The sequence below is a fragment of the Halocella sp. SP3-1 genome (assembly GCF_003953885.1).
GTDB classification, from domain to species: domain Bacteria; phylum Bacillota; class Halanaerobiia; order Halanaerobiales; family DTU029; genus Iocasia; species Iocasia fonsfrigidae.
In genome coordinates this window covers 3,306,181-3,330,299 of the sequence record NZ_CP032760.1, presented here as the reverse complement: position 1 = coordinate 3,330,299, position 24,119 = coordinate 3,306,181, and the positions used below count along the sequence as shown (strand labels likewise).

General features: G+C 33.1%; 22 protein-coding genes. 21 read left to right on the top strand and 1 reads right to left on the bottom strand.

Annotation, left to right across the window (positions count from 1 at the left end):
* The first annotated feature begins 27 nt into the window (after positions 1-27).
* Both D7D81_RS15855 and D7D81_RS15850 read left to right on the top strand, forming a co-directional pair.
* Positions 28-1,470 carry a sigma-54 interaction domain-containing protein gene (locus D7D81_RS15855; protein ID WP_125991013.1) on the top strand — a complete coding sequence of 481 codons (1,443 nt, stop codon included), beginning with the start codon at positions 28-30 and terminating at the stop codon, positions 1,468-1,470.
* Positions 1,471-1,576: 106 nt separating this feature from the next.
* Complete coding sequence (locus D7D81_RS15850; protein ID WP_205739243.1) at positions 1,577-1,876, top strand: metal-sensing transcriptional repressor; 300 nt, start codon at positions 1,577-1,579, stop codon at positions 1,874-1,876.
* An 80-nt stretch (positions 1,877-1,956) separates the two neighbouring features.
* On the opposite strand, the gene D7D81_RS15845 is transcribed toward D7D81_RS15850, so the two are convergent.
* The gene (locus D7D81_RS15845) at positions 1,957-3,120 is read right to left on the bottom strand and encodes a M20/M25/M40 family metallo-hydrolase (protein ID WP_125991011.1); all 1,164 of its coding nucleotides are present in this window, start codon (positions 3,118-3,120) and stop codon (positions 1,957-1,959) included.
* Between the two features lie 117 nt (positions 3,121-3,237).
* On the opposite strand from D7D81_RS15845, the gene D7D81_RS19615 reads away from it, so the two are divergent.
* From D7D81_RS19615 to feoB, 19 genes are all read left to right on the top strand, one after another.
* Positions 3,238-3,390 carry a hypothetical protein gene (locus D7D81_RS19615; protein WP_164522294.1) on the top strand — a complete coding sequence of 51 codons (153 nt, stop codon included), beginning with the start codon at positions 3,238-3,240 and terminating at the stop codon, positions 3,388-3,390.
* A gap of 17 nt (positions 3,391-3,407) precedes the next feature.
* Complete coding sequence (locus D7D81_RS15840; RefSeq protein ID WP_125991010.1) at positions 3,408-5,324, top strand: heavy metal translocating P-type ATPase; 1,917 nt, start codon at positions 3,408-3,410, stop codon at positions 5,322-5,324.
* Positions 5,325-5,498: 174 nt separating this feature from the next.
* Positions 5,499-6,125: a cobalt transporter CbiM gene (gene cbiM, locus D7D81_RS15835; protein ID WP_125991009.1), complete on the top strand. Its 627-nt coding sequence runs from the start codon at positions 5,499-5,501 to the stop codon at positions 6,123-6,125.
* Positions 6,106-6,687, top strand: a complete 582-nt coding sequence (locus D7D81_RS15830) for a NikL family nickel/cobalt ECF transporter subunit (RefSeq protein WP_125991008.1) — start codon at positions 6,106-6,108, stop codon at positions 6,685-6,687. Before cbiM ends, D7D81_RS15830 begins: the two co-directional genes overlap by 20 nt.
* Positions 6,687-7,448, top strand: coding sequence for a cobalt ECF transporter T component CbiQ (gene cbiQ / locus D7D81_RS15825; RefSeq protein WP_125991007.1), 762 nt, complete (start codon positions 6,687-6,689; stop codon positions 7,446-7,448). The genes D7D81_RS15830 and cbiQ overlap by 1 nt, the downstream gene beginning before the upstream one ends.
* Positions 7,445-8,086 carry an energy-coupling factor ABC transporter ATP-binding protein gene (locus D7D81_RS15820; RefSeq protein WP_125991006.1) on the top strand — a complete coding sequence of 214 codons (642 nt, stop codon included), beginning with the start codon at positions 7,445-7,447 and terminating at the stop codon, positions 8,084-8,086. The genes cbiQ and D7D81_RS15820 overlap by 4 nt, the downstream gene beginning before the upstream one ends.
* 225 nt (positions 8,087-8,311) lie before the next feature.
* Entirely contained in the window at positions 8,312-8,737 is a 426-nt protein-coding gene (locus D7D81_RS15815) for a MarR family winged helix-turn-helix transcriptional regulator (RefSeq protein ID WP_125991005.1), read from the top strand.
* A 206-nt stretch (positions 8,738-8,943) separates the two neighbouring features.
* The gene (locus tag D7D81_RS15810; protein ID WP_286169809.1) at positions 8,944-11,235 is read left to right on the top strand and encodes an efflux RND transporter permease subunit; all 2,292 of its coding nucleotides are present in this window, start codon (positions 8,944-8,946) and stop codon (positions 11,233-11,235) included.
* Between the two features lie 11 nt (positions 11,236-11,246).
* Positions 11,247-12,020 carry an outer membrane lipoprotein-sorting protein gene (locus D7D81_RS15805; RefSeq protein WP_125991004.1) on the top strand — a complete coding sequence of 258 codons (774 nt, stop codon included), beginning with the start codon at positions 11,247-11,249 and terminating at the stop codon, positions 12,018-12,020.
* 90 nt (positions 12,021-12,110) lie between these two features.
* A complete protein-coding gene (locus D7D81_RS15800; protein ID WP_125991003.1) occupies positions 12,111-13,193 on the top strand; it encodes a hypothetical protein in 1,083 nt (360 codons plus the stop codon).
* Positions 13,194-13,351: 158 nt separating this feature from the next.
* The gene (locus tag D7D81_RS15795; RefSeq protein WP_125991002.1) at positions 13,352-14,035 is read left to right on the top strand and encodes a metal-dependent transcriptional regulator; all 684 of its coding nucleotides are present in this window, start codon (positions 13,352-13,354) and stop codon (positions 14,033-14,035) included.
* A complete protein-coding gene (locus D7D81_RS15790) occupies positions 14,035-14,964 on the top strand; it encodes a metal ABC transporter solute-binding protein, Zn/Mn family (protein WP_353622133.1) in 930 nt (309 codons plus the stop codon). Before D7D81_RS15795 ends, D7D81_RS15790 begins: the two co-directional genes overlap by 1 nt.
* A 33-nt stretch (positions 14,965-14,997) precedes the next feature.
* A complete protein-coding gene (locus D7D81_RS15785; protein WP_286169807.1) occupies positions 14,998-15,744 on the top strand; it encodes an ATP-binding cassette domain-containing protein in 747 nt (248 codons plus the stop codon).
* Between the two features lie 10 nt (positions 15,745-15,754).
* On the top strand, positions 15,755-16,663 hold the full coding sequence (locus D7D81_RS15780) for a metal ABC transporter permease (RefSeq protein ID WP_125991001.1): 909 nt from the start codon (positions 15,755-15,757) through the stop codon (positions 16,661-16,663).
* A gap of 2 nt (positions 16,664-16,665) precedes the next feature.
* Positions 16,666-17,784: a metal ABC transporter permease gene (locus tag D7D81_RS15775; RefSeq protein ID WP_125991000.1), complete on the top strand. Its 1,119-nt coding sequence runs from the start codon at positions 16,666-16,668 to the stop codon at positions 17,782-17,784.
* A gap of 508 nt (positions 17,785-18,292) precedes the next feature.
* Positions 18,293-20,122 carry a TonB-dependent receptor plug domain-containing protein gene (locus tag D7D81_RS15770; protein ID WP_125990999.1) on the top strand — a complete coding sequence of 610 codons (1,830 nt, stop codon included), beginning with the start codon at positions 18,293-18,295 and terminating at the stop codon, positions 20,120-20,122.
* A 58-nt stretch (positions 20,123-20,180) separates the two neighbouring features.
* Entirely contained in the window at positions 20,181-21,005 is an 825-nt protein-coding gene (locus tag D7D81_RS15765) for a DUF4198 domain-containing protein (protein ID WP_125990998.1), read from the top strand.
* Between the two features lie 253 nt (positions 21,006-21,258).
* Positions 21,259-21,954 (top strand): metal-dependent transcriptional regulator, encoded by a 696-nt coding sequence (locus D7D81_RS15760; RefSeq protein ID WP_286169806.1) that lies wholly within the window; start codon positions 21,259-21,261, stop codon positions 21,952-21,954.
* Positions 21,955-21,969: 15 nt separating this feature from the next.
* Positions 21,970-24,033: a ferrous iron transport protein B gene (feoB, locus tag D7D81_RS15755; protein ID WP_125992279.1), complete on the top strand. Its 2,064-nt coding sequence runs from the start codon at positions 21,970-21,972 to the stop codon at positions 24,031-24,033.
* The last annotated feature ends 86 nt before the right edge of the window (positions 24,034-24,119 follow it).

Below are 24,119 nucleotides of genomic sequence, written 5' to 3'. Positions count from 1 at the left end.
TAATAGGTTAAGAGGTGGTGAATTTTTATGATACAGTTTGATGATAAAAATCTTAGATTTATTCTTAATTCATTGGATGAAGGAATACATATTGTTAATCAGGAGGGTTATACCATATTTTATAATAGAAAGGTTTCTGAAATTGATGGGCTTGACCCTGAAGAAGTATTAGGTAAAAATGTTTTTGAAACATATCCTTCATTGACCTTAGAAACAAGTACTTTAATGAAAACACTCAAAGAAAAAAAGGGGATAAGTAATTATCAACAAACATTTATTAATTGCCGCGGGAAAAAAATAACTACTATAAATAGTACTATCCCTTTAAACTTTGAGAATGGAGAAACAGGTGCTATGGAGGTTTCCCGGGATATTACCCAGTTAAAGGAATTAGTAAATAATATAAACGCTCTGCGTACAGATATTATAAAAAAGCGCCAAAAGAAAAAAAGCATTAGTCAAAAATCCAGTAATAGTACCAGCTATAGTTTTAAAGATATTGTGGGTAAGAGTAAAACAATACAGAAGGCCCTACAGATGGCTATTAAGGCTGCTGATAGTGATTCCTCAGTTTTACTGGCTGGGGAAACAGGAACTGGAAAAGAATTATTTGCTCAGGGTATTCATACTGCAAGTCGGAGAAATAGTAGACCATTTATTGCTCAAAATTGTGCTGCTTTACCGAAAGACCTTTTAGAAGGCTTACTTTTTGGTACAGAAAAAGGGGGATTTACTGGTGCTAGAAGTCGCACAGGTCTTTTTGAAGATGCTGATGGTGGTAGTATACTATTAGATGAAATTAATGCTATGGATCCTGCATTACAGGCAAAATTATTAAGGGTTTTACAGGAGAAAAAAGTTAGAAGAATAGGAGGTCAAAAAGAGATAGATATTGATGTCAGAATTATTGCTACCATTAATGAATCAGCAGAAAAAACCCTTAAGGAAAACAAATTGAGAGAGGATCTTTTTTATAGATTAAGTGTGGTTTATATTGAAATTCCCCCTCTTCGTGAGCGCGAGGGGGATATTCAGCTTTTGACTGAGCATTTTATTAATAAATATAATAAAAAGTTTTCTAGGTCTATTAAAGGTATTACAGTAGAGATGGGGAAGGTATTTAATAATTATAACTGGCCGGGAAATGTTCGGGAATTACAGCATGTTATTGAAAGCAGTTTTAATATCCTGCAGAATGCAAATAAATTAGGTGTAAATGCTATTCCTCAATATATAAAAGGACGTATGGAAAAAAAAGCAAATTTAAAAGATGATCTTGGCTTACTTATTTCAGGTAATAAAGTCCCTCCATTAGAAGAAACCCTAGAAAATATTGAAGCTAATCTGATTCAGATGGCATTAAAAAGAACAGCTGGGAATATTAGTGCTGCTGCAAGAGAACTAAAAATTTCCAGACAATCTTTACAGTATAAAATAAAAAAATATGATTTGACAATAGTCCATAGATAATAAATTACATTTAATTTGTGGGAAAAGAAGGGGACTATACTTTTGTTTTGGCCTTGACATTATTTTTATAATAGGTTATATTATCCCCAGGAGGGGGTTCATAATTATGTCAGACTTAAATGAAAAAAAAAATGAAAGTAGTCACCATCATCCAAACCTAAAACAAATATCCCATCGTTTTTCGCGGATTATTGGTCATACTAAAGCCATAAAAAAGATGGTTGAAGAGGGAAGGGATTGCAGTGATGTATTGGTACAGATAGCTGCAGTTAAATCTGCTCTCAACAATGTAGGCAAAATTATTTTAGATGATCATATTGACCACTGTGTAGTTAAAGCAATTGAAGAGAATAATCGTGAAGTCTTAGAAGATCTAAAAGATGCAGTTGATAAGTTTTTTAAATAATATAAATTACTTTTAATAGAAGTAAATAAGAATCCATTCGTAAGTTAGGGAAGGGTTTATTATATTGATATTAATAACTATTACTTAAAGTTTGATTCGGAAAAAGCGCTGCTGATAATATTAAAAAGCAGCTGAATGCCGAAGTTCAAAGAATCAAGGCTAATACGTTCTCCGATTCCGTGTATCCAGGATGGTTTACAATCTGCAAGTAAAGGTTGATAACCGTAGACTTTTATACCTACCTCTCTGAAAAAACGGTTATCACTATAGCCTGGAGTTATATATGGTATGACTATAGCCTTTGCTTTCTCAATAGTTTCTTTTTTTAAAGTTTGATATAATTCCGTGTTTGTACTGCTTATTTTCCCGGGTATCCATTTTTTGATTTTAATATCTGCCTGGGAATCTTTTTTTTTCATATATTTAGTAAAGGTATTATAAATATCTTTAAGGTCCAGAGCTGCCATGGTTTCAAAGGTGATGATATTTTCCTTTTGTAGGACATTGTTTTTAAAGATACGTTCTGTATCCAGCCGCTTACTAACTGTTTGAGGGAGGGCTAATTTATTATCTGGATTATAAGTTTGGACAGTTTTTTGGGCATACTTCAGAATGAGTTTGTTATTTGTTTTTGAATTAACAATAAGTTTCAGTCTGCCTTTTTCTCCTATCTGGCAGAGCTGATAATTAGTATTTTTGTCTTTAACCCTGAAACCGCCTCCTTCAGCAAGTACATATTCAGCATCTTTTAAGTCAGGACATTCTTCTAAAAGCCTTGCTACACCAATTTTACCCCCTTCTTCTTCACCGGCTGTACTGATTAAATAAAGGTCCCGTTCTAGTTTGAGATTAAGCAGCTTAATAGTTATTATTGTGGCAACATGTACAGCCAATAATCCCTTGCAGTCAATGGCACCCCTACCATAAATCCAATTGTTTTTTATTTTTCCTGAATAGGGATTAAAGGGCCATTTATCTTTAGAAACAGGGGCAGTATCTAAATGACTTAGTAAGATAAGAGCTCTTTTCTGGCCCCCGGGAAGACGGGCCAGGAGTGAACCGCGTTTTTTTTCTGTTTCATATACTTTAGCCTCTATGTCGTGATTATTTAACATTTGAGCTGTATATTGAGCCAGTATGCTTTCATTTTTTCCTGAAGTATTAATAGAAATTAGATATTGTAAGAATTTTGTTGTTTGATATAAAATTTTTTTCCAGTCAATTTGATTATTTTTGTAGAACATCCTTGACACATCCTTGTAGAATTTATTATAATTGATATAGATTTATTATCCCCCTCCAGGGGATAGGGTTATAATAACATATTTTTATAGGTTTTTAAAGGATAGGGGGTGAAATATATGCATGAAGGTGACCATGGTATCCTGGATGAATTGGAAAAACATGAACATGACCATATTCATGAGGAAAGTTCTAATACAGTAAACAAAAAGAAAATCATTGGGATTATTGTTTTAGCAGTAGTTTTAATCATAGTTTTTCGTATTTTTTAGTTTGAGGAGGTGTTAAGATGTTTTACAAGCAGGATTTTAGCAGTCAGCAGATTATTAGATACATAAATACTTTTAGTTATCCCCTAATTCTTTTATTTATGATTATATTATCAGTCTTTAATAGTGTAAATGAAATACTCGGTTTTAACTTAGCCCTTGTACCATTAATCATTGCTGGTGCTAATATATTTTGGTCAACTATAAAAATAATGATCAAGAAACGTAAAATTACAGCAGGGGTTTTGGTGATTATTGCTATGTCTGCAACCGCTTATATTGATGACTATCTGGCAGCAGCTATAGTAGGTTGGATGATGATTATCGGTGAAGCTATTGAAGACATTACTCTTGAGAAAACCAGAAATGCAGTCAGGAAATTGATAACATTAACCCCATCTTCTGCTACGGTAAAAAGGGACGGACAGTGGAAGGTTTTACCTCTTTCAAAAATATCGAAGGGGGATATTGTTCTAGTTAAGCCTGGTGAAAGGATATCAGTAGATGGTATAGTAGCTTCTGGGACTTCAGCAGTTAATGAAGCAGCTATTACTGGTGAATCAATGCCAGTAGATAAAACAGAAGGTAGTGAAGTATATGCAGGTACAATCAATCAATCTGGTGCTCTGGAAATTTCTGTTGACAAGGTAGGTGCTGAGACTACTTTAGGAAAAATCATTAGGGTTATCAAAGAAGCGGAGGACAATAAAGGACAGCGTCAGAAGGTTGCTGATAAATTCGCGGTATATTTTACACCGATAATTCTGTTGTTAGCCTTGTTAGTTTATATCTTTACAGGGGAATTAATCCGCTCAATAACTGTTTTAGTAATTGCCTGCCCTTGTGCTCTGGTATTAGCAACTCCTACAGCTGTGGTAGCCAGTGTGGGTAATGCAGCCCAAAAAGGTGTCTTAGTAAAAGGAGGCATTACCTTAGAATCCGCTGGTCAGCTTACCTCTATTTTAGTAGATAAAACAGGGACCTTAACCGAGGGTAAACCCTCAGTGGTAAATATTAAGTCTTTTGCTGATAAAGAAATAAATGAAGTACTCTGTCTGGCTGCTTCAGCAGAAGAAAAATCTAGCCATCCTATAGCAACTGCTATTATTAATAAAGCTGATGAGCTGGGGCTTTCACTACTTTCAACAGCTGAATTTACCATGGAAGCAGGGTGTGGGGTTCGGGTACTAATTGAGAATAGAGAAGTTAAAGTTGGTAATGAAAGGATTATTGATAGGAATATTCCTTCAAAAATTAGTGATTATCTGGTAGATAGAAAGTCTAGGGGTGAAACGGTTTTACTGGTAATTGTCGATGATTCAATAATAGGCGCAATTGCTATTGCTGATACTGTGAGGGAAAATGCGTCTGAAGCGCTTAAATCTATCAAAAGAGATGGAGTCAAAAAAATAATTATGTTGACAGGTGATAATCATCAGACAGCTGAAGTAATAGCTAAAGAACTTGGTATAACTGATTTCAAGGCAGAATTACTACCTGAGGAAAAATTAGCTGTAGTTCGCAATCTACAGCAGCGGGGAGAAATTGTGGCTATGATAGGTGATGGTATAAATGATAGTCCAGCTTTAGTACTGGCAGATGTTGGAATTGCTATGGGGGCTGCTGGGACCCATGTTGCAATAGAAGCATCAGATATAGCTTTAATGGGAGATGATCTCTTAATGGTTCCACAAATTCTAGGCCTTAGTAGAAAAACCTTACAGATAATAAAGCAAAATATCTGGGTTTTTGCAGTGTTAGTTAATTTAGTAGGAATAGTATTAAGTAGTATAGGCAATATAACACCAATTACAGCTGCTATTATTCATAATCTTGCTTCAGTAGCAGTTGTAGCCAATTCAGCTCGTTTATTAACTTATAATCATGACATAAATCCAGAAAATATATCTATTTTGAGTTCTAATTGCTGTAGTTGATTGACTAATCTAAGTTTATGTTGGATACGAGAGATTCGACATTTATATAAGATTATTATATAATGATAATAATAATCATTTTAGTTTAGAATCAGGCCTTATTTTAAGGATAACCTAAGTTGATTACATAAATTTTATTTTAAAATATTAATTCAGTAAAGAGGGGGAATTTATATGCATATTTCCGAAGGTGTTCTTTCTGCACCTGTTCTTATCAGTGGGGTTGCTATAACAGTTGTGGGACTAACTGTTGGTTTAAAAACTATGTCTGAAGAAGATATCCCCAAAACAGCTATTATCTCTGCTACTTTGTTTATAGCTTCTTTAATCCATGTGCCATTAGGACCGACCAGTGTTCATTTGATCCTAAATGGAATCGCAGGAATTATTCTCGGTTGGCGGATTTTTCCTGCCTTTCTTATAGCCTTGTTTTTGCAGAGTGTTTTATTTCAATTTGGTGGTATTAGTGCTCTGGGGGTTAATACCTTAATTTTTGCCTTACCAGGCATTATTAGTTATTATCTTTTTAAGGTTCATAAGATAGTGTATAACAATATTTATCTGGGGATGGTTTCTTTTTTTTGTGGAGTATTTGCTGTATTTTCAACAGGAATAATCCTGGCTTTTTCATTAATCTTTACAGACCAATCGTTTAAACAGATTGCTAAACTGGCAATTATTGCCCACTTACCGGTTATGATTATAGAAGGAATAATAAGTGTTTTTGTGGTATTCTTTATTAAGAAGGTAAAACCAGAAATTTTAGGGGGAATCAGTTATAATGAAACTAAACTTAAATAAAATTAAATACCCTTTATTAATAATATTTTTTGTCACTATAATTTTTATCGTTACTGTACCTACTATTGCACATAAAGTGATTCTTTATGCCTATGTGGAAGAGGAAAAAGTTATTGTAGAGGGTGGTTTTGGAGATGGTTCAGCAGCTAAAAATGCTGAGGTGAAGGTTTATAATTCACAGAATGAACTTTTAAACCAGGGTATTACTAACAATAGTGGTTTATATGAATTTGAAATACCAGCTAAAACTGATTTGAAGATTGTTCTTAATGCTGGAATGGGTCATCAGGCAGAATATACAATAAACAAAGATAAACTGCCTGATATTAATATTAAAAATAGCAAAGAGAATAAAGATACTACAGTTACAGTGTTTAATGAAGATAAATTAAGAGCCATTATTAGCCAGGAAATTGATAAAAAGATTACACCTGTAAATAGAAAACTACTCCGTATTGAAAATAATAAAGGACCAGGAATAACAGAAATATTGGGTGGGATAGGTTATATACTTGGTATTATGGGATTTGCTTTATATTTTACGAAGGGAAGGAATAAATAGTGGTTAATGAGAAATTTGCTGATGGCTCTAGTTGGGTGTATTTATTAGATATTCGTCTAAAGTTAATAGTAACAATTATATTTGCAGTGACAATAGCAGTTGGCGATAATATAGCAATGCTAATTCAGGTTTTATTCCTGGCAATTATATTAATAATCACGGCTAAATTGGATCTAAAGGCTGTAGTCCAGAGATTGTTTATAATAAATGCATTTGTTTTATTTATCTGGCTATTTATTCCCTTTACATATCCTGGTGAGGTTTTGTTTGAACTAGGTCCTTTCCTGGCTTCTAAAGAAGGAGTATCTTATGCTATAATAATAACATTAAGATCAAATGCAATTATGTTATTGGTAATTACCTTTCTGGCTACATCTTCTATGTCAGGACTTATTCATGCTATGAATTATCTGTATATACCTGATAAACTTATTTATCTATTCTTTTTTGTCTATCGTTATTTACATGTTATAAAAAATGAATTTGATAATTTATGTGTTGCTATGTTAATCAGGGGATTTAAACCAAAAACCAATCTTCATACCTATAAATCATATGCATATTTAATTGGGATGCTCTTAATAAGGAGTTATGAAAGGTCTCAAAAGGTGTATGAATCTATGTTATGTAGGGGTTTTAAAGGTAAATTTTATATGATAGATGATTTTAGTTTAAGTAGCTATGACCTGTGTTTTTCGATTGTTTCTTTTATTATTATAATTTGGTTTGTTTTTTTGGAGAAGGGATGGGTTATTGTATGATTGAATTGAAAAAAGTAAATTTTAATTATAATGATGGTACCCGGGTATTAAAAAATTTCAATTTTAAACTTAAAGAAAAAGAGAGAATAGGATTAATAGGTCCTAATGGTAGTGGCAAAACAACAGTCTTTAAGATTATTATGGGATTACTAAATCCCCAACAGGGAGATATTATTATTTTTAGTAAGAAACGTCAGCAAAAAGAAGATTTTTTAGAAGTCAGGGAAAGGGTCGGGTATTTATTTCAGGATTCAGATAACCAGTTATTCTGTCCTACAGTAGAAGAAGATATTGCCTTTGGTCCTTTGAATCTGGGAAAAAGTAAGCAGAGAGCACTGGAAATTGTCCGTGATACCCTGGAATTAGTAGAAATGAACGGTTTTGAAAAAAGGGTTACTTACAATCTATCTCAAGGCGAAAAAAAGATAATATCTTTTGCAGCAGTGCTGGCTATGGAACCGGAAGTACTACTGCTGGATGAGCCATTTGCCAGTCTTGATGAAGAAGCTATAGAAAGAATGGTTAATATTTTAAACAGGATATCGCAACCATATATAATAGTATCACATAATAATGACTTGTTAAATACTGTGATAAATAAATCATATCATATGAAAGAGTTATGCTGTTTTATATAAAGTTTATGTTTTATAAGGTGATATAAATAATCCTTAATATTGAATTATTAAAGTGTGTGTTCGAAAAGGCATAAATAGGGGATATATAATCCCCGGCGGGGTATATACTGATACTTTTTGAACAGACTCTTATAATATTTCTTGATAAATGTCTAATTATGTATTATAATAATAAAGTAGTTTGAATTTCAAAGTATTATTATATTTGCTAGGGTGAAGTTAATTATGGATTTAGATCAGAGGTTTAAAACAGGAGAAAAAATCATAATGGACTTTTTGGAAATTATTTTTGAACATGTTTCTGAGATAGATGAAGATTTTAGTTTGAAAGAGCATTTTTTGATTGAGCTGGTTGGACAAAAAGGTGAGGTAAAAATGTCTGAATTAGCTTCATTCTTTTTTACCTCACTGCCTACAATGACGAGTATGGTTCATCGTTTAGTTGAAAGAGGGTATCTTAAAAGGTGTCGAAGCGAAGAAGATAGACGTGTTGTTTTAATAAGTCTTTCTATTAAAGGTGAAGAGTATTACCAAAACCATAGGCAAGAATATATAGGGAAATTTAAAGAATTTCTATTGGATTTAACTGAAAAAGAGATAAAAATAACCTCTAAATTATTAGCCAAAGTTAAGAGGGTAATCTTGAATTAAATAAGAGCAGGGTATTTTTTTGGTCAAATACTTAAAAAATTTAACTATTAAATTATTTAATTAATTTATTAAAAGGGGGGATTATATTTGTTTTTAGAGCGGGTTAAATTTGATTATCAAGGGGATAAATTTTTGCTAATAATTGATAATAATTATCAAAATCATATTAGATAAATGTAATAAAATAATTAAGGAGTTGATTTTTTATGAACAAGATAGCCAATTTTTCTATTCGTCATCCCTGGATAGTAATAAGTGTTTTTCTCATAATTACTGTCTTTTTTGCATTACAGATTCCCAAAGTGCAAATGGACCCTAGTCTTGAAGGGCTGGTACCTGAAGATATGCCTTCAAGGGTAAATCTAGATAAGATAGAAGATGTTTTTGGCGGCACTGATGCCCTAATGATTATTCTGGAAACAGATGATATTTTAAATGCAGAAACCTTAGTAAGGGCGCAGCAATTATCAGATGAATTAGAAAGCTGGGAAGAAGTAGATAAAGTAAATAGTCCTTTTACTGTACAAGATGTAAGGGGAGAAGAAGATATGTTGATTGTTGAAGATGCTATTGAAGATATTCCACAAAGTTCTGCGCAGAGAGAAGTAATAAGAGAGAGAATCAAAAATAATGAATTAATTTATGGTAGTATTATCTCAAAAGATTTTAAAGCAATGGCCATTATTGGAATGTTAAAGGATGATGTTTCAGATAATCTGATTTTAGATAAAGTCAAGAAATTAATAAAAGATATCCCGGGAAAAGAAAAGATTAAGCTAGCAGGTATGCCGGTAATTAGAGCAGAGGTTAGTATAAACACCCAGAATGACATGAGAAGATTGATGCCTTTAGCTTTATTGATTATGTTAGTCTTTTTATATCTATGTTTCAAGCAGTTGAGGGGTGTTTTATTACCCTTTATGGTAGTAGTGATGTCAATTGTTATTTCAATGGGAATGATTCCAGTATTAAACTGGAAGATATATCTAATTACAGTCATTTTACCCATGTCCTTAATAGCAATAGCTAATGATTATGGAATCCATATTATTGCCCATTATCAGGAAGAAAATACCCTAAAATCTAATTTAAGTGAAAAAAAACTGGTAGGGAAGGTGGTTTCCAGTTTAGGTGCACCAATTATTGCGGCGGGGCTTACTACCATAGCAGGAATGTTATGTTTAATATCACATATTATGGTGCCTGCCCAGGAACTGGGGATACTTGCTGCAGTAGGAATTGGTTTTGCTTTAATAGCTAGTATAACTTTTATGCCGGCTGTAATGGTTCTTTTACCCAAGGCTAAACCCCTAAAAACTACTGTTGAAGGGAAAAAAGGATTATTAGAAAGATTACTTGATTTTACTGCTAATTTTGTAACAGCTAACCCTGGGAAGATAGCTATTCTGTCGATTGTATTTATAGCTTTGATTTCTTCAGGAATTTTTTATCTGAGGGTAGATACAAATCCAGTTAATTACTTTAAAGATGACTCAAGGGTTACTAAGGCAACTAATGCGGGCAATAGATATTTTGGAGGGGCTAATACTATTTCTATAATGGCAGAAGGAGATATAACAGCTCCTGAAGTAATGAAGAAGATAAGTGATTTTGAAGAAAAAATTATTAAGCATGAAAGTGTTGGAGATGTGGGGGCAATATCTAAGATAATGAGAAAGATGAATAAGGAACTACATAATGGGGATGAAGAATTTAGTATAATCCCTGATAATAAAAATGCTCTTCCTCAATATTTTATGTTATATGAAAGCTCTGGTGACCTTAAAAAGTTAGTAGACTTTGATCGTAAACATGCTTTGATCACTGCCAAGATACCTACTAATAGCACTGATGATATCAAGGGATTAGTTGAATATATGAGGGATTATATTAAAAAGGATGAGGAATCACCATTAAAAATAGTAGGGGGCTTTGGTGACCTGCAATCTGAATTAAGTGAGGCAGTAGTCAAGGGACAGGTGATTAGTCTAATTACAGCTGCTATAGTAGTAGGTATAATTGTAATGCTGTTATTTAAATCACCAGTTGCTGGTTTGATGTCTATAACACCTCTAGCTCTGGCTATAGTTACTCTGTTTGGGTTAATGGGATTCTTTAAAATTGAGTTAAATATTGCAACAGCCTTATTATCCTCAGTGATGATTGGGGTAGGGGTTGATTATACAATTCATTTCTTATGGAGATACCGTGAAGAAAAGAAACTTAAAGATACTGTAGAAGCAGTTAAGAAGACATTAAAAACAACAGGCAGAGGAATAATTTTTAATGCCTTATCAGTTGTTATTGGATTTGTTGCATTAATGATTTCGGATTTCCTGCCGGTTAAATTTTTTGGTTTTTTAGTTGTAGTGTCAATAGGGGCTTGCTTACTAGGTGCTTTAGTATTTTTACCAGCAATTTGCATTATTTTTAAACCTAAATTCCTGGAAGTTCAGGATAAAGAAAGGAATCAAGGAGATTCTTTAACTAAATTATAAAAGGAGAGTGTATGATGAAGAAGATTATTAGTTTGCTTATTTTAATAGTAATGGTTTTTAGTATGACTCTATTAATTTCGGCTGAGATGACAGGTGATGAGATATTAAATAAGATGGAAGAAGTCAGGGATATTCAGACAAATCAGATGGAGATTAAGCTGGAATTATATGACCCATCAGGGAGTAAAAGGGTAAGGACACTGACAAATATAAGTGAAGATTATGGGCAGAAAAAAACAATAAGTAGGTTTTTATCACCGGCAGATGTAGCAGGAACAGGCTTTTTATCAATAGATAAACCTGAAATTGATGATGAGGATATGTATTTGTATTTGCCGGCTTTAGGGTCAGTAAGAAAGATCTCTGGTAGCCAAAAAAATGGTAGTTTTGTTGGAACAGATTTTAGTTATAATGACCTATCATTAGTAAGTGCGGAGAATTATAATGATGATTATCAGGCAGTAGTATTAGAAGATAATGAAAAAGAGTATATCTTACGTTTAAGTCCAACTGATGAGGATATAGATTATGACTATGGTAAGTTATGGGTAAATAAAGAGATGTGGTATCCAGTTAAAGCTGAATTTTATGATACTAGAGGTAAATTGAATAAGATTCTAACAAGCCATGATATTCAAAAGATCCAGGGGTATTGGACCCCTCAAAAAATGGTGATGGAAGATGTTCAGGAAGGGACCAGGACTATACTTTATTTAGAGTCTGTTTTATATAATGAAGAAGTAAATAGTAAAATTTTTAGTCCAAGATATCTAAAGAGATATTAAGTTATTAATGAATAACAGGTAATGAATGCCTGATGATCTATTACCTGTTATTTATTTTAATTATAATTAGTATAAAGGAGGGTTGGAGTAATGCTGAGAGAAATAAATTTTATTTTACTTATAATACTACTTTTAATTACTAGTGTTGGGGTTTCAGCCGGTGATAAACTGAATATTGCTGGATCTTTAAGTACTAGTATTGAAGCATTTTCTGATGATGGGGAGTTAATTGACCGGGAAAGGCTTAATTTAGAACTTAAAAGGGATTTTGGTTTTGCTGCAGATATGTATATAGATTTAGCTATTCAGGCTATGGAAAAAGAAGATACAGAAGTAGGGACTAATGAGGCATATTTAAATTACTATACTGATAATATGGACTGGAGAATTGGTAAGCAAGTTATTAACTGGGGTAGTTCATATAAATTACAGCCGACTGATTATTTCAATCCTTATGATTATACGGCTTTAAAGCCTTTAGATGAAAAACTTGGGATTAAAGCCGTTAAGGGGGTTTATTATACCCCTAATGCCTTAGAAATTACAGGGGTAGTGGTTCCATTTTTTGAAAGTAGTATAGCTAATGACGTAGAAGATGATCTTGAAAATTTACAGGCAGGATTTAAGGTGACCAGGCGGTCTTTTAAGGGTTTTGATTTGTCTGTAAGTGGATATCATGGTTTTGATAAAATTCCTTTAAGTATTCAAGGGGATATAACTTTTGCAGAACTTGACAAGTTTGGATTTGATTTGATTGGTGATATAGGAGAGATGGGAATCTGGACAGAGTGTGTATATGGAATATATAAGGACAATGATTTTGACAATTCTTTAGCGGGAACCTTTGGGGTTGATTATAAATTTACTAATGATTTATATTTAGTTGGCCAGCTTTATTATTTAGAAAGCCGCATTGAGAAGGAAAGTGACACTAAAATGTTTAATTTCCATTTTGATAAACCAGTCTTTAATTTCCATACAATAGAAGGTAAAGTAATCTATGAATTTGAATCAGAAACCTTTGTTTTTGAGCCGCAGTTTACTTATTCTTTAGCTGAAGCAATAGAATTACAGATTGGTGGAACGTTTGTTGAGAGAAATAATGAAGATGTTTCAATTGCTTATGATCTGGGGGAAGATAGGTTTTATAGCAGGTTGAATATAGAATTCTAAACAGACAATATATATGATTAATTAACCGCTCGTTGGAGCGGTTTTTTTGATTTAAAAAATATTATGAGATTTTTTAACACTTGCATTAGATCTGCATATAATATTGCTAGATAATAACTTAAGGTTAGGCTTAAAAAATTACGGGGAATTGGTGAAAAATGAACCGGGGAGAACAGGATTATATTAAAGCAATTTATCAATTGTATGAAAAGGCTGCAACTGAAAAAAAGGAAGAAAACTACATAAGTAATAATACATTAGCTGAATATTTAGGGCATACACCGCAGACAGCTAATGAAACAATAAAAAAATTAGCTAAAAAGGATTTGTTATTTTATAAGCCCTATAAGGGGTGTATTTTAACTAAGATGGGGAGAGAGGTGGGCTTAAGATTAGTCAGGGTGCACAGACTATGGGAGGTATTTTTAGTGGAAAAACTCCATTATACCTGGGAGGAGGTTCATCAGGAAGCTGAACAATTAGAGCATGCCACCTCTAGTAATCTTGAAAAAAAGCTATATTATTTTCTAAAAGAACCTAATTATTGTCCACATGGGAATCCCATTCCTGATCTATCAGGAAAGACAGCAAAGAAAAAATTAATACCTTTATCAGAAGGTGATCCAGGGGTAATTTATAAATTCAAGAAAGTAGTTGATAAACATGAATTACTAATTTATTTGAATAACAAAGGGATAACCCTGGGAGATGTTTTGATTGTTAAAGAAAAGGATTACTTTAGTAAAGTATTACAGATAAGCAAAGACCAGGAGAATATTATCTTAGGTTTTAATGTGAGCAAATTTTTGTTTGTAGAAAAAATTGAGGGGGAATTCAGTTGATCAGGAAAAATAAAATTTTTATGATTCTTTTAGCGGTAATAGTTATAGTCTTATTAGCAGTATGGGGAGCAAGTAAAAGCAAAATAAGTAGTAGTGAGAAATACAAAGTAGTAACAACAACAACTATGTTAACAGATTTAACCTCTGTTATTGCTGGTGATTTGATTGAAGTTAAAGGGTTAATGGGCCCTGGTATTGACCCTCATTTATATAAAGCCAGTGCAGGGGATGTTGTAAAGATGAGAGATGCCAGTATGGTAATTTTTAATGGCCTCCATTTAGAAGGAAAAATGGGAGAAATTTTTGAAAATCTCAGGGAAAAGAATAAGTTTGTAATAGAAATAGCAGAAAACATTGATGAAAAAGAACTTATTTGTCTTGGAGAGGAATTATATGACCCACATATCTGGTTTAATGTCTTATTATGGAAGGATGCTGCAGTAGCTGTATGCAATGGTTTAGTGGAATTAGATGCTCAGAACAAGGAGTTCTATACTGAAAATCTTGAAAAATACTTAAAAGAATTGGATACCTTACATAAATATGTTTTAGAACGGATAAAAGAAATTCCAAAGGAGAGCAGGATACTAATTACTGCCCATGATGCTTTTGCATATTTTGGTAATACATATGGTTTTGAAGTAAAGGGACTGCAGGGGATATCAACGGCTTCTGAGGCTGGTACAAGGGATGTACGCCAACTGGCTGAATATATTGTAGAAAAGCAAATCAAGGCAATTTTTGTAGAGTCTTCAGTACCAAAGAAAAATATAGAGGCCTTACAGGAAGCAGTGGCAGCCAGGGGATTTAAAGTAGAGATTGGTGGAGAACTGTATTCTGATTCCCTAGGCTCTCCCGGGACTGAGGCAGAGACCTATATCGGTACGGTCAAGAGTAATGTAGATACAATTATTGATGCCCTTAAATAGTTTATATTATTTTTATAATTCAAATAGGAGGAAATGATGGTGCCCTGTAAAAACTATGTGGTAGAGGTTGTTGATATGACTGTTGCTTATCAGGTAAAACCTGTACTCTGGGATATTGATTTAAAGATCCCCCGGGGGGTATTAATGGCTGTTGTAGGACCTAATGGAGCAGGTAAATCTACTTTAATTAAAGCTATGTTAGATATCATTAAACCAATTTCAGGGACAGTTTTATTTAATGGTCACACATATGCTGCTCAGAGGAAAAAGATAGGTTATGTACCACAAAGAGGGAGTGTTGATTGGGATTTTCCTACAACTGTCTTAGATGTAGTGCTGATGGGGTGTTATGCTAATATTGGTTGGTTTAAGAGAATAAGGAAAAGTGATAAAGAAAAAGCCCTGGAAGCAATTCATAGAGTAGATATGGAAGAATATAGTAACCGCCAGATTAGTCAACTGTCAGGAGGCCAACAGCAAAGGGTATTTCTGGCAAGGGCTCTGGTACAGGATGCTGATATCTATTTTATGGATGAACCCTTTCAGGGGGTGGATATAAAAACAGAACGGGCGGTTATTAATATCTTAAAAGCCCTCCGCCAAAATGGTAAAACAGTTATAGTGGTACACCATGATTTACAAACAGTTTCGGATTATTTTGACTGGGTAACCCTGTTAAATAAACGTATTATTGCTAGTGGTTCAATCAAAAATGTTTTTACAGATGAGAATTTAGAAAAAACATTTTTAAGTACAGAAAAGGTTTTGCTTGGTAGGTGATTATAAGTTTATGGAGACATTTAGATTATTTCTTACAGATTATACACTGCAGATTGTATCCTTAGGTTCGGCTCTGCTTGGCATAGTTAGTGCTGTTATAGGGAGTTTTGCAGTTCTTCGCCAGCAGAGTTTACTTGGTGATGCAGTTTCTCATGCAGCATTACCTGGTATTGCTTTAGCGTTTATGTTTACTCAAAGAAAGGAGACAGCGGTTCTTTTACTGGGGGCACTTATAACAGGACTGCTGGCAGCATTATTGGTTATTATTATAGATAGGTATTCTAGAATAAAATTTGATAGTGCCCTGGCTTTAGTACTATCTGTATTCTTTGGTGGAGGGCTTGTATTATTAACCTATTTACAAAAAATTCCCAATGCTAATCAGGCGGGATTAGATAAATTCATTTTTGGGCAGGCATCTACACTATTAAAAAGTGATATTAATACTATTTTAGTTGTAGGGTTAATTATTATCCTGACAGTTATTTTTTTCTGGAAGGAATTTAAAATTATCTCCTTTGACCCGGAATTTGCTGAAAGCATGGGATTTTCTAGAAGAAAATTAACTTTGCTGTTATCTGGGCTGTTAGTTGCGGCAATTATTATTGGTTTGCAAACAGTTGGTGTTATTTTAATGAGTTCGATGTTAATTGCTCCAGGTGTTGCCGCAAGACAGTGGACAAATAAATTATCGATGATGCTTATCTTAGCAGCTTTTTTTGGTGGAGTATCCGGATTGATAGGTACAGTACTTAGCTCTTCTATTACCCATATGCCTACTGGACCAACTATTATTATTGTCATTAGTATTTTTGTATTGCTTAGTTTAATTTTTGCTAAAAATAGGGGCATCTTATGGAAGCTAATAAATCAAAAAAAGATGAAAAAAGATAAAAATTCTATATCTAAGGGGGATTAAATATGTCAGCACATTTAGAAATTCAATTGATTGCTGTAATAGTTGCTATAGCCTGTTCTATACCTGGAGTTTTTCTGGTCTTAAGGAAAATGGCGATGATGTCAGATGCTATTTCCCATACTATATTACTGGGGATTGTTACTGCTTTTTTTATTGTTTCAGATTTAAACTCCCCTTTTTTAATTTTTGGGGCAGCTCTGATGGGGATAGTTACAGTATATCTGGTAGAATTGCTAAACAAAACAAGGTTAATGGCTGAAGACTCGGCTATAGGGATTATCTTTCCCTTGCTTTTTAGTATTGCCATTATTATTATCTCTAAATATGCTGGTTCAATCCATTTAGATGTAGATTCGGTTTTGCTTGGTGAACTGGCTTTTGCTCCTTTTAACCGGATGTTTATCTATAATATAGATGTTGGTGCCAGGGCTATTTATTCAATGGGAAGTATTTTAATTCTTAACATAATACTGGTAACAATTTTTTTCAAGGAACTAAAGCTTGCTACCTTTGATCCAGGACTGGCAGCAATCCTAGGTTTTTCACCTTCACTAATTCATTATGGACTAATGACATCTGTCTCCATTACAGCAGTAGCAGCTTTTGAAGCAGTTGGTTCAATACTTGTTATAGCCTTTATGATTGGGCCGGCTATTTCAGCTTATTTAATAACCGATGATCTTAGAAAAATGTTGATCTTAAGTGGAATAATAGGTATTGTCAATGCTATTTTAGGCTTTCATCTGGCAGTACTTTTTGATGTCTCAATAGCTGGCTCGATATCTTTAGTAATAGGGATATCTTTTATGCTTATATTTGTTTTTGCCCCGGAACGAGGAATTATCACAGTTGTCCGTAGGAGAAGAATACAGGCTATTAATTTTGCGGCTAAATCTCTTTTGTTTCGTATTTATAATCATGAGGTCAATCTAAATAAAAGGGGAGAAAATGCAGTAGAAAACATTTGTGAACACCTTAACTGGAAAAAAGATTTTCTGAATTCTATAATACGAAAGCTAAAACGGGATGGTTTGATAGTAGAAAAAAACGGTATCTTAAAATTGACAAAATCAGGTCAGAAATCTGTTCTGCTTGCCTGTGAGGACGTCATAGCAATTTAAAATTTTATGATTATTACTAGTTCAAATTATAAAAGTAAATTTCCATTTTTCTTTTAAGAGTCTGTTCGAAAAGTCACACACACTTTAAATTGTTTAGTGAGCAAAGCAACACAAAATGTAACGGAGAAAAAAGAGGGAATAAAACTGCATTTATTAGGTCACCCTAAAAAATGAGAAATAGGGTGTATGCTGTATATAATTTAATCCTACAAAGATTATTTAGTCCTGATGTTTTTAGTGATTTATTGACTTGATTTATTATTTTCTGTATACTATAAATTAATAGAATAAAGGAATGAAACTGAGAGATATTTTTTTAATTCAAAGTTAGGGATACCTAAATAATTTGGAGTTTAGTTTTGTAACTGAGTGATAGTGGCATTAAACTCAATTTGCCAGTTAGAATCATAATCATTTAACATGTAATTATTGATTATTTTTTAAAAAATTATTCCAAGCAAAAAATAATCAATAATAATAAATAATATAAACAGGAGGTAAAGAAATAATGTTTAGAAATCATAAGAGGATTTTAGGATTGGTTTTTTTGTTTCTTTTATTAATTAATTTTACTATACCAATAAAAGCCACAAATCAAGAGGTGAATTCTGATGAAGAAAAGGACTTAGGTGAGATTGTAGTAACTACTTCTACTAAGACTGAGAAAAAAATAAGTGAAGTTCCACTGATAGTTGAGGTAATTACTGCAGAAGAATTAAAAGAGTCTAATGCCAAGACAGTTATGGAGGCATTGAATTTTATAAATGGAGTTAAGGCAATTCAAGATAGTGGGAGTTGGGGAAATAACGGTGTCCAATTACGTGGTATGGGGAGCAAATATACTTTAGTATTGGTTGATGGTCAGCGTTTTCGTGGTGGGCATAATTGTGTTGATTTATCTACAATTTCTATTGATATGGTGCAGCAGATTGAAATTGTTAAAGGGCCATTTTCTTCACTTTATGGAAGTGATGCCATGGGTGGGGTTATAAATATAATTACTAAAAAAACTCCTAAAAAAAACTATGCTAATCTTTCAGCAGAAGCAGGGTCGAACAATACCAGGAATACTAATTTAAGTGGTGGTTTTAATAAAAATGAAATTGGAGGAAATTTCAGTTTCACACGTCAAAGTTCTGATGGAATAAAAAAAGAAGATAGATATAATAAAGATATTCTAAATGCTAGTTTTGCTCTCGATTTTACTCCTCAAGCTAAGTTTGAATTTAGCCCTTATTATTCAAGATTAGAGCATGAGTATGATGATAGGGTACAAGAGAGGCATGGTTTAAATATGAAATGGAAATTTGAACCTGATGTTTTTTCAAATTTTTACATAAGGAGTTCATTGCTTAATTATAAACATTGGACAACAGATGAAGGAACAAATTATAAAGAGGATTCTACTGAATTAGAGCTAGGTTATAATAGATTGTTGGGCACCAGGCATTTGTTTACTATAGGAGGGGAATATAGTTTAGAAGAACGTGATGATAAGGGTAAAGATTATGAAGAATCCCAGAATATTAAGAGTATATTTATTCAGGACGAAATGGATTTTACACTACTACAAGTTGTTTTAGGAACCAGGATTGATAGTCATGAACTTTGGGGAACAGAGGTCTGCCCTAATTTAGGAGCATCTTATCAGATAAATGAGCTGATGAGGGTTAGAGGGTCGGTAGGTAAGGCTTTTAAAGCGCCAACTTTAGTTAATCTTTATGCAGATGAGTGGAGGATGGGTCCATATTTAGTACATGCTAATGCTGATTTAGAACCAGAAGAATCTCTTGGTTATCAGTTGGGGTTGGACTATGATTTCACCAAAAATGCAACTTTAAGTACAACTTTATTTAGGAATGATGTTGATAATTTAGTTAGTTCCAGGATAGAAAGAAATGGCTATCCCTATGATATGTATTGGGAAAATGTAGAAGAGGCGTTAATTCAGGGAGCGGAAATAAATTGTCGTATCAGATTAAATGAAAATGTTAGTGGAACTTTGGGATATACTTTTCTTGATACAGAAAACAAAGAAACAGGAAAAGAATTAACTGATCGATCTAGAGATAGTCTATCTTTTAAGTTTGATTGGAAAACCCCATATGAATTAGATGTTCAATTCTCTAGTATCTATAAAGGGGAATCATATAGTGATGATGAAAATGAGAATAAAGTAAAAGATTATTCTTTACTTAATGTTGCTTTTAATAAAAGAATTAGTGATAATTATGAAATGTACTTTAATGTTGATAATTTGCTAGATATTGATGATATAGATAATGAACCTGAAATAGACGGTATTGAATATTACTTAGGTATGGTAGTTAAGTTATAATAAATAAAATAGGGAAAAATAAAAATTTTACATATTAAAATATTAATAGGAGGGAACAATGAATATGATTAAAAAGGGTAAAATAGGTATTGTTTGGGGTTTGTTGTTAGCAATGTTTTTTTTGTTTTCTGGATTTGTGTCTGCTCATAGTCTGTGGATAAATTCTACAGATTATGCACCATCATTTTATGAAAAATTTGGAGGAATGAGTAAGATTTATTTTGGTTGGGGTCATCGTTATCCTGTAGCAGATTTTCCTGATGTTAAGGGATTTAAAGAAATTTCTCTATTTAATGAAGAATTAGGGAAAAAGGAAATTGCTCCAGGAGAGGGAGGGTTTTTAGCAACTTCGTTAAGTTTTGAAAAACCTGGTTTTTATACTGTTTATGCTGCAAAGAAACCAGGATTTTATACTATGCACGTCGATAACGGGAAAATCCATCATAAATTAGGGCCTAAAACCGGTCTCAAGGGTGTTATTTTAAGTAATTACTATGAACAGTATGCTAAATGCTTAATATCTGTGGGTGAAACAAATGATGATTCTTTTGCTAAACCAATTGGTCAAAAATTAGAAATAATTCCCCTAGACAATCCCTATAAATTTAATGCAAGTAATGGACAGTTTTTACGAGTTAAGGTTTTATTTGATGGTAAACCAGCTAAATTTTGCAAATTATATGCTACTTACAGTGGCTTTTCTAGTAGTGATGATTTTGCCTATGCAACCACAACAAGTAGTGATGGTATAGCCAAAATAAGAATTACTCACTGGGGTCCCTGGTTACTAAAAGCCCAGATGAAATTGCCCCCTGAAGGTGAAATGAGTACAAAATGCAATACATTAAGTTATACAGCTACTTTAACTTTTGAAATTCCCTAAAAAATGTGATTCAAAGATATTGTCCATTTAAGTCTCTTAGGATTAATTCTAAGAGACTTATTTTCTTTGAAACCTACTGATTTAGATATTATATATAATATAATTTAATTGAATTATTTGATAAAGAGTAGTATTCTGGTGTATAATGATATTGAAGTTTTATATTATCAAGGAAAAGAAGTAATGGAAAATATAATTTTTTAAGTATATATTAGGGAAACCTAATCACTGTTAGTACAATTAAAGAGAAAGGATGATTATGATGGATAAGACAATGAGTCTTTCTTCATCAATGGAAGATTATTTAGAAACAATATTTTTAATTTCCGAGAAAGAGGGTTCAGCCCGTGTATCCGATATTGCCAGGAAGTTAGAGATTGCTGCCTCCAGTGTAAACGAAGTAGTTAATAAACTATCTAAATTAAAACTGGTAGAACAGGAAAAATATGGACCGGTTATCTTAACTAAAAAGGGCAAGGATTATGCAAGAAAAATATCATGCCGACACAAAATTATTAAGAATTTCTTAGTTAATATTTTGAAAGTTGAAGAGGAGATTGCTGAGAAAGATGCCTGTTTAATGGAACATGTAGTTAGTTCTGTTACTATGGAACGGTTGGTTGATTTCCTGGTTAATACAAATAGTATTGATTTAGAAAGCAGTTGTATAAGTGAACTATTTCAGATGACTGAAACCAAGGGAAAAATTTCCCCAGATAGTATTGCTTCATTAAATGAGCTTGTTGTTAATGATTCTGCTAGAATTGTTAAGATTACTGCTAAAGGGAAGAAGAAAAAGAAATTATTAGAAATGGGTTTGATTCCAGGGGCACATATTAAAGTAAAGGGTAAGGCACCTTTAGGAGACCCTATTGAAATTAATGTAAAGGGATATAATTTGAGTTTGCGGAAAAAAGAAGCAGCAGAAATTTATGTAGAGGTGGAGTAATAAAAGGTGGTTAAAATGGAAGCAAGCCAAAAAAATATAGCTGTAGCAGAAAAAGCAGATGAGTTAATAGTTGCTATGGCCGGTAACCCTAACTCAGGAAAGACCAGTATATTTAATCAACTGACTGGTACTAGACAGCATGTTGGCAACTGGCCTGGGGTTACGGTAGAGAAGAAAGAGGGTTATTTAAACTATAAAGACCTATCACTTAAGATAGTTGATCTTCCAGGAATATATAGTCTGGGCGCCTATTCAGAAGATGAACTTATTGCTAAAGATTTTCTCCTATCAAAAGGGACAGACCTGGTTATTAATGTAGTAGATGCTACCAATCTGGAACGAAATCTTTACTTAACAACCCAGTTATTAGAAATGGGTGTTCAGCTTATACTGGTTTTAAATATGTATGATGAAGTAAGTAAAAAGAATTTTAATATTGATATTGAAAAGCTTAGTGGTTTTCTAGGTGTCCCGGTGGTAAGGACTATTGCGACAAAGGGTAAAGGCATTAATAATTTAGTGGCCAGGGCTGTAGAGGAATTCAGGAAAGATATGGCTATTAATTTTAAAATAGATTATGGAAATGATATTGAAAGGGAGATTGCTGAGATTAAGGCAATTTTGGACAGTAATCCAGGTATAAATAGAGATTATAATACACGCTACTTAGCAGTTGGAATTCTTGAACAGGATGAACACATTATAAAAGAAATTGAAAAAGAAATTACTAATTATTCAATAAACCGGATTAGAAAAAGCCTGGAAAGTATTGAGACTGAAACAGGTGAAGAAAGTGATGCCCTTATCGTTGAGAAAAAATATGCCTTTATCCATGGTCTTGTTAATGATGTGCTTAAGTTTCCCCTGATTAATAGAAATGAGATTTCCTTCAGTGACAGAATTGATAAAATAGTGACCAACCGTTTTCTGGGTTTACCAGTATTTTTTTTAATTATGTGGACTCTCTTTAAAATTACATTTACTTTAAGCGATCCTATAAGCCTTTTTATTAAAGGGTTTTTTGTATATTTAACAGATTTTCTCGAAACGCTTTTACCAAATATTGGGGGTGTTGTATTTTTAAATTCACTGTTTATTGATGGCATCATTGCTGGGGTTGGTGCTGTTTTAGTATATCTGCCGAATATTTTTCTGCTTTTTTTGTGTATTTCTATACTTGAAGATAGTGGATATATGTCCAGGGCTGCTTATGTAATGGATAAAATCATGCAGAATTTTGGTCTGCATGGCAAGTCATTTATTCCCCTTATCCTGGGATTTGGCTGTAATGTTACCGGAGTAATGGCTGCCCGTACACTGGAAAATAGGGGTGATAGAGTGATTACTATTCTTATCAATAGTTTTATGTCCTGTTCAGCCAGATTACCTGTTTATATAGTTTTTGCAGCTGTTTTTTTCCCGGGGAAAGAGGGTAATGTTATTTTCTCTCTTTATGTTTTAGGAATAGTTATTGCAATATTTATGGCAAAATTCTTTAGATCTTTTCTTTTTAAGAATGAAACAGGTACATTTGTAATGGAATTACCTCCCTATAGATTACCTGGTATCAGGACTATTCTGATTCATATGTGGCAGAGGGCAAGAACTTTTATTAAAAAAGCCGGGACGATTATATTTGCTGTTGTAATTTTAATCTGGGCTCTGGCAAGTTTACCGGTAGGAGTGGCTTATGCCAGTCAGGAGAGTATGATAGGCAGAATTGCTGACTTTTTGTCTCCGGTTTTTTCGCCCCTTGGTTTGGGAAACTGGCAGGCTACTGCTTCTCTAATATTTGGTGTTTTAGCTAAGGAGGTAGTGGTTGCAGCTCTAGGAGTAGTCTATAGTGTTGGTGATGGGGGATTAAATACGGTTATAATGAATAATTTTACCCCTTTAAAAGCCTGTGTGATGATGATTCTAACATTATTATATACACCGTGTATTGCTACCCTGGCTGCTATTAAAAGAGAGACCAATTCGTGGAAGTGGATGGTCTTTACTGCTGTATATACCTTTATGCTGGCCTGGATAATTGGATTTATTATTTACCAGGGTGGTTTATTGTTTGGATTAAAATAAGAAAATAATATAAGATTTTCCTCCTGATAAAATTGCTATAATTAGTGGAGTGTATTATAATAAATGATGTTAATAATTAATAATAC